The sequence below is a fragment of the Microbacterium sp. TW_SC_2 genome (assembly GCF_055361165.1).
Genome location: NZ_CM143952.1, coordinates 1,427,557 through 1,440,254 on the forward strand (window position 1 = coordinate 1,427,557; position 12,698 = coordinate 1,440,254).

The window sequence follows — 12,698 nt, forward strand, 5'->3', positions numbered from 1 at the left end:
TCCCCGCCACGGATGAAAGGATGGTCCGATGGACACCGCCAACCTGACCCGCGAGGAGACCGCCGCGCGATCCGCCGCGATCACCGCGCGCAGCATCCGCGTCGAGCTCGATCTGACCGGAGCCCCGGAACGAGCGCGCACCGGCTTCGCCACCACCACCACCCTCGAGTTCGACTCCACGGTCTCCGAGACGTGGCTCGACTTCATCGGCGAAGAGGTGCTCGCCGTCTCGGTGAACGGAACTCCGCAGGAGGTCAAGTACGACGGCGCCCGCATCGCGCTCTCGGGTCTCGACGCCTCCAACACCGTGGTCGTCGAGGCGGTCGGCGCCTACAGCCGCTCGGGAGAGGGCCTGCACCGCTTCCACGATCCCGCCGACAACGAGACGTATCTCTACACCCAGTACGAGCCCGCCGACTCGCGCCGCGTGATGGCCTGCTTCGAGCAGCCCGACATCAAGGCCGCGTACACGTTCGTCGTGCACGCCCCGACGCAGTGGGAGGTGCTGTCGAACCAGAGCGTCGCGCACGTGGACCGCGGCGTGGGCGTGCAGACCGTCACGTTCGCACCGACGCTGCCGATCTCGAGTTACATCACCGCGGTCGCCGCCGGGCCGTACACCCGGGTCGACGGTGAGTGGGTACGCGATGAGCAGCGGATCGCACTGGGTGTCTTCGCTCGACGGTCGCTGGCGCCCTACCTCGAGTCCGAGGAGATCCTCGAGATCACGCGTCAGGGGCTCGACTTCTTCATAGACGCGTTCGCCTACCCCTACCCCTGGGGCAAGTACGACCAGATCTTCGTGCCGGAGTACAACCTCGGCGCCATGGAGAACCCCGGCCTGGTCACCTTCACCGAGGCGTACCTGTCGCGCGGAGCGGCCACCGAGGCACAGCGGGCGGCGCGGGCGAACACGATCCTGCACGAGATGGCGCACATGTGGTTCGGCGACCTCGTCACGATGCGCTGGTGGGACGACCTGTGGCTCAAGGAGTCGTTCGCGGACTACATGGGCGCGCACGCGTCCGCCGCGGCCACGCGTTTCACCGATGCCTGGGTCACGTTCGCGGCACGCCGGAAGGCGTGGGCGTATCAGCAGGACCAGTTGCCGACCACGCATCCGATCGTCGCCGACATCACCGACCTGGAAGCCGCGAAGCTCAACTTCGACGGCATCACCTACGCCAAGGGGGCGTCGGTGCTCAAGCAGCTCGTCGCCTTCGCCGGTGAGGAGGCGTTCTTCGAAGGCGCGCGTCGGTATTTCGCGGCGCACGCCTTCGGAAACACCACCCTCGATGACCTCCTGACACAGCTGAGCGCCGTGTCGGGTCGCGACATGCGCGACTGGTCGGCTGCCTGGCTCGAGACGACCGGCATGTCGACGCTCGCTCTGGAGCAGTCCGACGACTCGTCCGTGCTCGTGCAGACCGATGCGCGCCCGCACCGCCTGCGCATCGGGCTCTACGACTGGTCGGACGATCGGCTCGTGCGGCGCGATCAGATCTCCCTCGACATCGCGGTCGAGCGGACGCCGGTGGATCTCGCCGATGCACCGCTCGTGCTGCTCAACGACGACGATCTGACGTATGCCAAGGCGCGCCTCGACGAGCGCTCCCTCGCCACGGTCGAGACCTCGCTGTCCGCGCTCGAGGATCCCCTCGCCCGCGCCCTCGTATGGTCATCGCTGTGGAATGCGACCCGCGACGGTGAACTCGACGCGACGCGCTACCTCGCGATCGCGCGCACGCATGCGCCGCGCGAAGACAACGTCGGCCTGCTCGCCGGTGTGCTCGCCAACGCCGCGTTCGCGGTGCGCCACTTCGTCGACGACGCGCGCCGCCCTCACCAGCTGCGCGAGTGGACCGAGGCGACGTGGAGCGCACTGCAGCACGCGGATGCCGGCAGCGACGCGCAGCTCTCCTGGGCTCGTGCCTTCGCGGGTGCCTGCGCCTACGACGATGTGCGCGCCGCCGAGGCGACGGACCTGTGGCGGGGCGAGGTCCCGGATGGACTGACCGTGGACCCCGACCTGCGATGGCAGCTGCTGACGGCTCTCGTGACCACCGGACACGCGGGTGCGGAGGACATCGAGTCCGAGCTGACCCGCGACGAGACGGGGACCGGCCGCACGGCCGCCCGTCGCGCGCTCGCCTCCCGCCCGGACGCCGCCGTGCGACGCGCCGCCTGGGATGCCGCGTGGAACGATCTGTCGCTGAGCAACGACCACCTCGACGCCGAGATCGCGGGGTTCCGCGCGGGCGGGCGGCGCGACCTCATCGCGGGGTTCGACGCCGAGTACTTCGACCGCATCGGCGCCCTGTGGGGTACCCGCAGCATCGAGCTGGCGCGACGTCTGGTCGTCGGGCTGTTCCCGGAGTCGGACTCCCTGGAACTCGTCGACGGGTGGCTGACCGCGAACGACGAGGCGCCGGCCGCCCTTCGTCGCCTCGTGATCGAGCAGCGGGACCATCTGGCGCGGGAGCTCCGCGTGCGGGCGGGCGCCACCGACGCCTGATCGCGGCGGTCAGCCCGGGGGAGCGGCGTCGAGCCGCATCCCCATGACCGTGCGCACGATCCAGGGGTGCGCGCGGTCGTCGTCGATGTGGGTCATGCCGAGGTGCTCTGCGACCGTGCGCGAGGCCACGTTCTCGGGATGGATGATCGCGGTGAGCAGCGTCGGTGCGAACTCCGTGCGCGCCAGCTCGCGGCAGGCGAGTGCCGCTTCGGTCGCATAGCCGCGACGCTGTCTAGCGGTGCGAACGTGGTACCCGACCTCGAGCACCGGGAGGCCGTTGGCGGACTGCCACGTCAGTCCGCAGTCGCCGAGGAACTCGCCCTCATGCGTCTCGATGACCCACAGCCCGTGGCCGTGCTCCGCATAGCTCGACTGCATACGGGTGATCCAGTCGAGGCTCTCGTGCCGGGTCTTCGGCGCCGGGTAGTAGGCCATCACCTGCGGGTCGCCGAGCAGCGCCGCCATGTCGTCGAGATCGTCGACGGACATCTCGCGGAACCGCAGCCGTCCGGTGGGGGCCGGCAGCAGGCGACGGACCGCCTCCATCAGAGATCGAGCGTGTCGCCCGGGTCGAGCTCGAAGAACTCGCCGCCGCCCTGCTCGGTGGCCCATTGCAGCCGCGCGCGATGCATGGCCTTCCCGGCCACCGAGAGCGTCATGTCGTGGGTGCCGAAGGCGCGACGAGGCGCGACGGCGAGGACGTAGTCGATCGCGTCGCCGACCTTGAGCCACGGGGCACCGAGGGGTGCGGCGAGGGTGTCGACCTCGACGCCCTCCGGCACGGCGTAGGAGTCGCCCGGGTAGTAGAGCTTGTCGTTCACGAGCACTCCCACGTTGTCGATCGTCGGGATCGAGGAGTGGATGATCTCGTGCGTGCCGCCGAAGAAACGCAGCGTGAAGTCTCCGACCTCGACGGTGTCGCCGGGGGAGACCTCGGTGATGACGTAGTCCGAGGCTGCCCGGACGACGCCCGCCGGACCGAAGATGGGGGTTCCGGGCGCGAGCCGGAGGATCCGGTCGAGATGCTCCGGCGTCCAGTGATCGGGATGCTCGTGCGTGAGGACGACCCCGACCAGGTTTCCGAGGTCATCCTGCGGGGACGTGAAGGAGCCCGGATCGATCAGGAGGGTCTGGCTTCCCTCGTCGAGGCGGAGGGCGGCATGTTCGAACTTGGTGACGCGCATAGGTCGAGTCAACTCCTTTCGGGGGCCGTCGGCAAACCGTTTCTCGTGCGCCACGCCCGGGCTCCACGCTCTTCCCGGCTCGATTTGGCGCAACAATAATCGCCGTGGCATACTTGAACGGTTGTCGCGGCACGGAAACGTTCCGCCAGACGGCCCCATCGTATAGCGGCCTAGTACGCTGCCCTCTCACGGCGGTAACGCGGGTTCGAATCCCGCTGGGGTCACACGACACACGAAAGCCTCCGGTTCGCCGGGGGCTTTCGTGGTTTACGGATGATTCGAGGGCGCACACGCGAAAGATGCGGCCCCGCCCGGTCGAGGGGCAGGACCGCATCTCCGATCATCGCGGGGGAGCTGCCCGTTCAGCCCTCCGCAGGCGTCTTCGGCGCTGCCGCGGAGGCCCGGCGCATGCGACGTGCGCGGCGGATGAGCCAGACGATCAGGACGACGACGGCGGCGATCCCGAGCCAGGGGAGCACGAAGCCGACCGCGATCACGAGGGCGTTGAGCGAGACGATCAACCCGTTCCAGCCGGCCAGCAGGCCGTCGCCGAATCCGGCGGGATCCGCGGTCGCCGTGGTGTCGGTGCGCGTGAGCTGCACCTGCAACGACGACATCGCCACCTGATCGTCGAGCGACGCCAGCTGCTGCTCGTACGACTCGAGCTGCGCCTGACGCTCGGTCAACGCCACCTCCGCCTCGATCAACTCCGAGACGCTGCCGGACTGCGACATCAGTTCGGTCAGCCTCTCCACCGATGCCGTCGTCGCGTCGACGCGGGCGCGCAGGTCGATGGCGACCGATGTCACATCCTGTCGGGAGATCGACGACGACAGCACTTCGCCGGACTCGTCGAGCGCGGCGATCACGTCGGTCAGCGCCTCGGACGGGACGCGGACGCTGATCCACCCGTACGCCGAGTCGACCGGGGCGGACTCGACCGTGTCATCCGACGCCGCCGCCTTGCCGATCTCGGTGCTCTCGACGTACCCGCCGCTGCTCGTCGCGAGGGCGGTGACCTCCTCGGCCGCGGTCGTGATGTCCTTCACCTGCAGCGTCGCGTTCGCCGTGGCGATGATCTCCCTGTCGCCCTCGGCCACCTCTCCGCCCAGGAGTGTCAGACCGTTCGCGTCTCCCGCCGCATCCTGCGCGACCTCGGCGCCGCTTCGATCCGTCGCGCCGGCGACCGACTCCGGAGCCACGTCGACAGCGGAAGAGCTGCCGTCCGCCGCGCTCAGGGAGGAGGCGCCGCCCAGAGCGTCGAGGACCGTGGGTGTCACGAGGACACCCACGGCGAAGGCCGCGGCGACGCTGACACCGGTCAACCACCGGCGCCGGCGCACACGTGCGCGGGAAGCCGACGCCGGGGCGGGCGGCCGCTCGTCGGCGATCTCCGAGAACACCGCGTTCTCGATACGTGCGATGGTCGCATCCGACAGCGTCGGGAGCTCCTCGAACTCGGTCTGGTCCTTCATGCGTCTCTCACTTCCTTGACGGCACCGCGCAATTGGGTGCGTACACGCGAGAGACGGTTCCGAACGACGGCATGGCTCACCCCGAGCTGATCCGCCGCGGCCTGGTAGGCGTATCCCTCCGCGGCGCACAGCCGGAAGACCTCGCGGTCGAGATCGCTCAGCGTTCCCACTTCGGACGCGATCCGCGCCGCCAGCTCGGCGGTGATGACCTGGTCCTCCACGCTGACGGTGTCGGCGAGGGTGTCATCCAGCGCCTCGGCGGTGTGCGCCTGATCGCGTCGCCGCTGCCGGAGTCGATTCGCGGCCTGGAAGCGGCAGATCGTCGCCAGCCAGGGCAGGATCGATTCTCCCTGCAGTTCGAGGCCCGGCAGCTTGCGCCAGGCCACCACGAAGGTCTCCTGCGTCACGTCCTCGGCATCGACGGGCGATGCGAGGATGCCGTTGGCGATCCAGTACACGGGACGTACGTGTGCGCGATACAGCTCGCGGAAGGCGCTCTCGTCACCCGCCGCCGCCTGGGCCGCCCACTTCTGATCACTCGTCTGCACGGGCATCCTGTTTCCGTTCGGTGTCTCTCACCGGTAAGTGTCGAGGAGGCCCCCATCGTCTCAGAATCCGTGCGTGACCGGTGGGCCGCCGCGAGGACTACGATGGTCCACGCGAGAGGGAGTATCCCGAATCCGCGCGTAACGTCATCACGAGCACCGAGATCGCTGCTCCGGGCGCGCGCCGCACGCTGTGCGGGGGAGAGACTCTCGACTCCCTCCCGACCCTCGCGAAAGGTGCCGTGCGCCCGTGGACATCCCCCTCTGGTTCGAGATCACCTCGATGGTCGTGCTGTCGATCATCCTGATCGGCGATCTGATGCTCATCCGGCTCCGGCCGCATATCCCCTCGACGAAGGAGTCCACGCTCTGGGTGGTCTTCTATGTGGGGCTCGCACTGCTCTTCGCCGTCCTTCTGGGCACCGTGGGCGGCTGGCGGAACGCCGGCGATTTCGTCACCGGCTGGGCGCTGGAATACAGCCTCTCGATCGACAACCTGTTCGTGTTCGTGCTGATCATGGCGCAGTTCGCGGTCCCGAGACGACTGCAGCAGCAGGTGCTGATGGTGGGCATCATCATCGCGCTCGTGCTCCGCGGGGCGTTCATCCTGGTGGGCGTCGCGATCGTGGAGAACTTCTCACCGATCTTCTACATCTTCGGAGCGTTCCTGATCTGGACCGCGATCCGCCAGGCCATGCCCGAGGGGGATCACGACGGCGAGGTGCAGCGGGAGAACTTCGTCGTGCGGCTTCTGCGCCGCCGTATCGACATCAGCGAGGAGTACGACGGCGCGAAGCTGCGGACCACGGTCGACGGCAAGCGGATGCTCACCCCCATGGTGATCGTCTTCATCACGATCGGGGTCACGGACCTCATCTTCGCCATCGACTCGATCCCGGCGATCTTCGAGATCACCACGAACGGCTTCCTGGTCTTCGCCGCCAACATCTTCGCGCTCATGGGCCTGCGCCAGCTCTACTTCCTGCTCGGCGACCTGCTCGACCGCCTCCGGTACCTGCATTACGGCATCGCCGTCATCCTCGGATTCATCGGCGTCAAGCTCATCCTGCATGCCCTGCACGTCAACGAGCTGCCCTTCATCAACGGCGGCGAGCACGTCGAGTGGGTGCCCGACATCGACAACATGGTCTCGCTGGGCGTGATCCTCGTGTCGATGACGGTCGCCACGGTCGCGAGCCTGATCGCGTCGTCTCACGAGAAGCGCGTGGCGCGGGCCACCACGCCGGCGGAGTGAGATCATGGCGGCATGACCCGCCACTGGACCCCCCTGGCTCTCTTCTACCTCGCGCTGGCGGTGGCCGGGCTCATCGCCACCTGGACGTACAACGTCCTGGCGATCACGCAGATGGTCGACTTCCTCGGAGACCTGGTGAACAGCGGCCCGGCGGTGTCGTCGATCACCGTCGATCTCCTGGCCGTGGCGATCGCGGGCAGCGTGTTCATCATCGTCGAGGCGAGACGCATCGGCATGAGGCGCGGCTGGCTCTACGTGGCACTCTCGGGGCTGACGGCCTTCGCCTTCACCCTTCCGTTGTTCCTGGCCATGCGACAGCGGCACCTCACTCGTCTGGCCACAGGAGCTCGGCTTCGAGCGTGAGATCGATGACCTGACGCAGGAGTGCGCCCGCCGTGGTCGACTGCAGCAGCAGGTACCGGTCGTACTCGCCGAGCGGCGCGATCGCGGCGAGCTGCCATGCCGCGGCGATCGGATCGTCCGAGAGCTCGGTGTCGGCGTCCCACTGCGACTCGGGGGCGCGTGCCAGCGTTCGACGCACGATCGCCTCGGCTTCCGTGCGCAGCGGGGTGAGCGCGTCGTTCCACTCGAGCTCGGGCACCGGCGTGACCTCGGCGCGAGGGTAGGGGTCGTCGTCCAGCCACTCGTCGATCGTGAAGCGATCGGTGCCCACCGATACGGCGAGGAGAGCGTCGGCGCCCGCCGAGACGCTGACCAGTCGGGCCATGGTCCCGATGCCGCTGCGTCGGTCACCGCCGCCGACCTCGTGGCCGCGCTCGATGAGAACCACGCCGAACCGCGGGTCGTCCTCATCCAGGAGCCGCCCGATCATCGTGAGATACCGCGGCTCGAACACACGCAGCGGCAGCGCGGTGTGCGGGAAGTGCACGGAGCCGAGCGGGAACATCGGTATCGCGGTCATGGGACCCAGTCAACACCGAGAGACGTAAAGTGAACAGATGCAGAGACCTCGCCCCGACACCCCCGCTCCCGGTCAGGAATCCGTCTGGGACTACCCGAGGCCGCCTCGGGTCGAGCCGGTCGTGGAGCGCATCACCATCCGCCTCGGAGGCGAGCTGATCGCCGACACCCGCGATGCGGTGCGCGTGCTCGAGACGAGCCACCCTCCCGTCTACTACGTGCCGTTCGCTGATTTCATCCCCGGAGCGCTCGTGGACGCCTCCGGAAGCTCGTTCTGCGAGTTCAAGGGCGCCGCGCGCTACTTCGACGTGCGCAGCGGAGACGTCGTGCGCCCCGGGGCCGCATGGAACTACCCGCACCCCGCGCCGGGATACGGGGCGCTGACAGACCGGGTGGCAGTGTACGCGGCACAGATGGACGAGTGCACGGTCGGCGACGAGGTCGCCGTCCCTCAGCCGGGCGGGTTCTACGGCGGATGGGTGACGTCCGCGGTCGTCGGCCCGTTCAAGGGGGTCCCCGGCTCCATGGGCTGGTAGCGCGCTCTCCGGACCCCGGATCAGAACGCGCGCAGATTCGCCTGCAGCCCGCCGTCCACGTATTCGCGACGGAGGATACCGCGCCGCCGGAGCACCGGCACGAGCTCGTCGAGGGTCCGGTGCAGCGTGACGGGGTGGAAGTCGCCCCACAGCAGGACGCCGTCGTTGCCCCACTCTCCGAGCTCCTCGATCACATCGGCGAACTCTTCGGCGGTTCCCACGAACCCGGTGCGGTCGGAGAAGCGGCCCGCGCGCGCGAGGGCCGTCAGATGCGCGCGGAGCGGGGCGTCTTCGTCGCGATCGCCCACCAACCGCTGGATGCTGCCGCGGGAGACGTGTGCGCCGAAGATCGACAGGTCGAGCGGCTTGTCGAGATCGAGCGAGGTGAGGTCGGTCTCGAGGTCGCTGGACTGCTTCCGCGCGATCTGCACGAGCGCCGCATCGTCGGGATGCGCGGAAGCGGCGACGATCCGATCCGCCTCCTCGGTCGACGACGTGATGACGGGCTGGATCGCGAACAGGATCTTGATGTCCTCAGCGCGGCGACCTGCAGCGATCGCGGCATCGTGGATCTTCGTGCGGTAGGCGCGCACGGAGGCCTCGTGCAGGGGTGCGAGGGCGAGCTGGACGTCGGAGTTCGCGCCGGCGAAACCGAGGCCGCGCCCGGACCCGCCGGGGGAGACGATCGCGGGTTCTCCCCGAGTGAACGGCAGCGCATTGAGCGGGCCGTCGAAGGCGAAGTGCGCCCCGCGATGCTGCACCGCACGCAGCTTCGAGCCGTCCGCGTACACATCGGAGTCGCGACCTCGCACCAGCGCTCCGTCCTCCCAGCTGCGCCAGAGCGCGCGGATGCCGTCGAGCCATTCGGTTGCGCGGTCGTAGGCTTCGTCGTGCCCGAGCTGGGGTGCATCCGAGAAATGGCGCGCGCTGCCGGTGTCGGTCACCACGTTGAGGCCGAGGCGATGACCGCTCAGGTGCTGGAGCGTCGAGAACTGTCGCGCGGACGTGTAGGGGAGCGAGGCGGCGGGGTTCACGGTCGGGACGACCCCGAGATGCGTCGTCGCCTGGAAGAGGTAGGGCGCGAGCAGCAGGGGGTCGTGCTTCGGCCCGCCGAACGCATGGCGGATGCGCAGGTCGATGGTGTCGGCCGACCCGAGCGAGGGGCTGTCCTCGATGATCACGAGATCGAAGCCCGCCTGCTCCAACGTGCGGGCCGCCTCCTGATAGATCTCCGGTCGGGTCCAGTCGTAGTCCCAGTCGAGCGCGGGATAGCCCCATCCCTGCGGGCCGAAACCGCGGGCGAGGAACCAGCCGAAGTGCTGCGGGCGGCTCATGCGACCGTCTCCGGGATCTCCTGGAGCACGTGAGCGAGGTCGGCGATCAGGTCGTCGACATCTTCGATGCCGATCGACAGCCGGAGCGTGCCGGGCCGCACACCGAGGATGTCGCGTTCCTCGGGAGTCCGCACGGAGTGACTGGTGGTGCCGGGGTGCAGGACGAGAGACCGCACGTCGCCGATGTGCGTCATATGGGTGAACACCTGCACCTGTTCGACGAAGCGCCGCGCCGCGGGCAGTCCGTCGCGCAGCGTGAAGGTGAAGATCGAGCCGAAGCCGCCCTCGAGATAGCGCAGCGCCGTGGCGTGATCGGGGTGGGACGGGAGGCCGACGTAGTCGACGCTCTCGACGGCATCCTGCGCCTCCAACCACTGTGCGATCTGGCGGGCGTTGCGTGACTGGCGCTCCACCCGCAGGCCCAGCGTCTCGGTGCCCTGGCCGATCAGGAAGGCGTTCAGAGGAGACGGCGAGGCGCCGAAGCGCGGCGCGACGGACTCGCGGGCATAGGCGATCCGCGCGTTGCCGCCATGGCGCGAGGCGACGCTGGGGAGTCCACCGCGACCCGGCAGCACGAGGTGGGGGGCGTTGTGGCCGGCGCGAGCCGCGTCGAAACGGCCGTCGTCGATGATCACCCCGCCCAGCACCGAGCCGTGCCCGGCCAGGAACTTCGACGCGGAGTGCACCACGATCGCCGCGCCGTGCTCGATCGGTCGCAGCAGGTAGGGCGTGGCGAGCGTGTTGTCGACGATCAGGGGGATCGCCACCTCGTCCGCGACCGCGCTGACGGCGGAGATGTCGAGGATGTCGTTGCGGGCGTTCGCGATCGACTCCGCGAAGAGCGCGCGCGTGTTCGGACGGATCTCCGCTCGCCACGCGTCCGGATCGGCGATGTCGTCGATGAAGGTCGTCTCGATGCCCAGTCGGGCGAGGTTGTCGAGCAGGAGGCCCCGGGTGCCCTCGTAGATGTGGGTGGAGCTGACGATGTGATCTCCGGCACCGGCGACGGTGAGCAGCGCCGTGACCACGGCTGCCTGTCCACTCGCCACGAGCACGGCATCGACGCCGGACTCCAGGGCGGCGAGCTGGCGTTCGACCGCGCGGACGGTCGGGTTGCCGGTGCGCGTGTAGCCGAAGCCGGACCCCGATCCGAAGTGATCGGCGGCGTGATCGAAGTCGTCGAACTCGAAGCCGGCCGTCAGGTAGATCGGGGTGGCACGCGATCGCGCGGTCTCGCGGACACGGCCGGCATGGACGGCGCGGGTGACGAAGCGCGTGGTGTCGACGGTCATGCGGTGCCTCTCGATCGATCGGGTGAACAGCAGACTGTCACGCCGCGTCATCGCCCGGGGAAGCGGTGGTAACCTGGCGTCATGCGGATCGTGCTCCTTCTTAGCGGCCGCGACGAGACCTCGTTCTGAGCCCCTCCTCGTCGCGGAGTCCATCGTGGGCCGTCCCGCCATCTTCAGGAGACACGCCATGAACACCCCCGAATCCGGTGCCGAAACCGCCCGCCCCCGCACGCTCGCCGAGAAGGTGTGGGACGACCACCTGGTCGTGAAGGGCGAGAACGGCGAGCCGGACCTCATCTACATCGACCTGCATCTGGTCCACGAGGTCACGAGCCCCCAGGCGTTCGACGGTCTCCGCAGCGAGAACCGTCCCCTGCGCCGGCTCGATCTCACGATCGCCACGGAGGACCACAACACCCCGACGTGGGACATCGACAAGCCCATCGCCGACCTGACCAGCCGCACTCAGATCGAGACGCTGCGCCGCAACGCCGCCGAGTTCGGCGTCCGACTGCACTCGCTGGGCGATGCGGAGCAGGGCATCGTGCACGTCGTCGGACCGCAGCTCGGGCTGACGATGCCCGGCATCACGGTCGTCTGCGGTGACTCGCACACCTCGACACACGGCGCGTTCGGCGCGATGGCGTTCGGCATCGGCACCAGCGAGGTCGAGCATGTGATGGCGACCCAGACGCTCCCGCTGAAGCCCTTCAAGACCATGGCCATCACCGTCGACGGCACTCTCCGCCCCGGGGTCACCGCCAAGGACATCATCCTCGCCGTGATCGCGAAGATCACCACCGGCGGTGGACAGGGCTATGTCCTGGAGTTCCGCGGCAGTGCGATCCGCGCGCTGTCGATGGAGGGGCGCATGACGATCTGCAACATGTCGATCGAGGCCGGTGCCCGCGCCGGCATGGTCGCCCCCGACGAGACCACGTTCGCCTACCTGAAGGGCCGCCCGCACGCGCCGCAGGGACAGGACTGGGAGGACGCGGTCGCCTACTGGCGCACGCTGCCGACCGACGACGGGGCGCAGTTCGACGCGGAGGTGTTCATCGACGCCGACGAGCTCGAGCCCTTCGTCACGTGGGGGACCAACCCCGGCCAGGGCAGCTCGCTGTCGTCGACCGTGCCGAACCCCGACGACATCGCCGACGCGAACGAGCGCGCCGCCGCCGAACGCGCGCTGGAGTACATGGATCTGACTCCCGGGACGCCGCTGAAGGCCGTGCCGGTCGACGCGGTCTTCATGGGGTCGTGCACGAACAGCCGGATCGAAGATCTGCGCGCCTTCGCCTCCATCATCGAGGGCAAGAAGAAGGCCGACGGCGTGCGTGTGATGGTCGTCCCCGGGTCCGCCCGGGTGCGGCTCGAGGCCGAAGCCGAGGGACTCGACAAGATCATCACGGACTTCGGCGCGGAATGGCGCTTCGCGGGCTGCTCGATGTGTCTGGGCATGAACCCCGATCAGCTCGCTCCCGGGGAGCGGTGCGCGTCGACGTCGAACCGTAACTTCGAGGGACGCCAGGGCAAGGGCGGGCGGACGCACCTCGTGTCGCCTCTCGTCGCCGCGGCGACCGCGATCCGCGGAACGCTGTCGAGTCCGAGCGATCTGCTGACCGAGGAAGAGGCCTGAGC

Annotated in this window: 12 protein-coding genes and 1 tRNA gene; 6 read left to right on the forward strand and 7 right to left on the reverse strand. The window is 68.8% G+C overall.

The genetic code is table 11. The annotated features are described in order from the left end of the window. The first annotated feature begins 28 nt into the window (after positions 1-28). Positions 29-2,515 (forward strand): aminopeptidase N, encoded by a 2,487-nt coding sequence (gene pepN / locus ACWA14_RS06655; protein ID WP_463796990.1) that lies wholly within the window; start codon positions 29-31, stop codon positions 2,513-2,515. A gap of 9 nt (positions 2,516-2,524) precedes the next feature. Here pepN and ACWA14_RS06660 read toward each other — a convergent pair whose 3' ends face one another. Both ACWA14_RS06660 and ACWA14_RS06665 read right to left on the reverse strand, forming a co-directional pair. Next, positions 2,525-3,061, reverse strand: coding sequence for a GNAT family N-acetyltransferase (locus ACWA14_RS06660; RefSeq protein ID WP_463796993.1), 537 nt, complete (start codon positions 3,059-3,061; stop codon positions 2,525-2,527). Further along, the gene (locus ACWA14_RS06665) at positions 3,061-3,699 is read right to left on the reverse strand and encodes an MBL fold metallo-hydrolase (RefSeq protein ID WP_463796995.1); all 639 of its coding nucleotides are present in this window, start codon (positions 3,697-3,699) and stop codon (positions 3,061-3,063) included. Before ACWA14_RS06665 ends, ACWA14_RS06660 begins: the two co-directional genes overlap by 1 nt. A gap of 151 nt (positions 3,700-3,850) precedes the next feature. Here ACWA14_RS06665 and ACWA14_RS06670 point away from each other — a divergent pair. Further along, positions 3,851-3,923 (forward strand) — tRNA-Glu (locus tag ACWA14_RS06670). A gap of 138 nt (positions 3,924-4,061) precedes the next feature. Here the strand turns inward: ACWA14_RS06670 and ACWA14_RS06675 are convergent. Together ACWA14_RS06675 and ACWA14_RS06680 are read right to left on the reverse strand one after the other, a co-directional pair. Then, positions 4,062-5,174: a DUF4349 domain-containing protein gene (locus tag ACWA14_RS06675; RefSeq protein ID WP_463796997.1), complete on the reverse strand. Its 1,113-nt coding sequence runs from the start codon at positions 5,172-5,174 to the stop codon at positions 4,062-4,064. Beyond that, the gene (locus tag ACWA14_RS06680; protein WP_463796999.1) at positions 5,171-5,728 is read right to left on the reverse strand and encodes an RNA polymerase sigma factor; all 558 of its coding nucleotides are present in this window, start codon (positions 5,726-5,728) and stop codon (positions 5,171-5,173) included. The genes ACWA14_RS06675 and ACWA14_RS06680 overlap by 4 nt, the downstream gene beginning before the upstream one ends. Positions 5,729-5,969: 241 nt before the next feature. Between ACWA14_RS06680 and ACWA14_RS06685 the strand changes: the two genes are divergently transcribed. After that, a complete protein-coding gene (locus tag ACWA14_RS06685; RefSeq protein ID WP_463797001.1) occupies positions 5,970-6,974 on the forward strand; it encodes a TerC/Alx family metal homeostasis membrane protein in 1,005 nt (334 codons plus the stop codon). 12 nt (positions 6,975-6,986) lie between these two features. Beyond that, positions 6,987-7,337 carry a DUF2834 domain-containing protein gene (locus ACWA14_RS06690; RefSeq protein ID WP_463797003.1) on the forward strand — a complete coding sequence of 117 codons (351 nt, stop codon included), beginning with the start codon at positions 6,987-6,989 and terminating at the stop codon, positions 7,335-7,337. Here the strand turns inward: ACWA14_RS06690 and ACWA14_RS06695 are convergent. Continuing rightward, entirely contained in the window at positions 7,300-7,896 is a 597-nt protein-coding gene (locus tag ACWA14_RS06695) for an LON peptidase substrate-binding domain-containing protein (protein ID WP_463797004.1), read from the reverse strand. The genes ACWA14_RS06690 and ACWA14_RS06695 overlap by 38 nt on opposite strands. A 37-nt stretch (positions 7,897-7,933) precedes the next feature. Here ACWA14_RS06695 and ACWA14_RS06700 point away from each other — a divergent pair, with 37 nt between their 5' ends. Then, on the forward strand, positions 7,934-8,431 hold the full coding sequence (locus tag ACWA14_RS06700) for a DUF427 domain-containing protein (RefSeq protein WP_463797006.1): 498 nt from the start codon (positions 7,934-7,936) through the stop codon (positions 8,429-8,431). Positions 8,432-8,451: 20 nt separating this feature from the next. On the opposite strand, the gene ACWA14_RS06705 is transcribed toward ACWA14_RS06700, so the two are convergent. Further along, positions 8,452-9,765, reverse strand: a complete 1,314-nt coding sequence (locus ACWA14_RS06705) for an LLM class flavin-dependent oxidoreductase (RefSeq protein WP_463797008.1) — start codon at positions 9,763-9,765, stop codon at positions 8,452-8,454. After that, positions 9,762-11,057 carry an O-acetylhomoserine aminocarboxypropyltransferase/cysteine synthase family protein gene (locus ACWA14_RS06710; protein WP_463797010.1) on the reverse strand — a complete coding sequence of 432 codons (1,296 nt, stop codon included), beginning with the start codon at positions 11,055-11,057 and terminating at the stop codon, positions 9,762-9,764. Before ACWA14_RS06710 ends, ACWA14_RS06705 begins: the two co-directional genes overlap by 4 nt. Before the next feature lie 187 nt (positions 11,058-11,244). Between ACWA14_RS06710 and leuC the strand changes: the two genes are divergently transcribed. Then, positions 11,245-12,696 (forward strand): 3-isopropylmalate dehydratase large subunit, encoded by a 1,452-nt coding sequence (leuC, locus tag ACWA14_RS06715; RefSeq protein WP_463797012.1) that lies wholly within the window; start codon positions 11,245-11,247, stop codon positions 12,694-12,696. Positions 12,697-12,698: the final 2 nt, after the last annotated feature.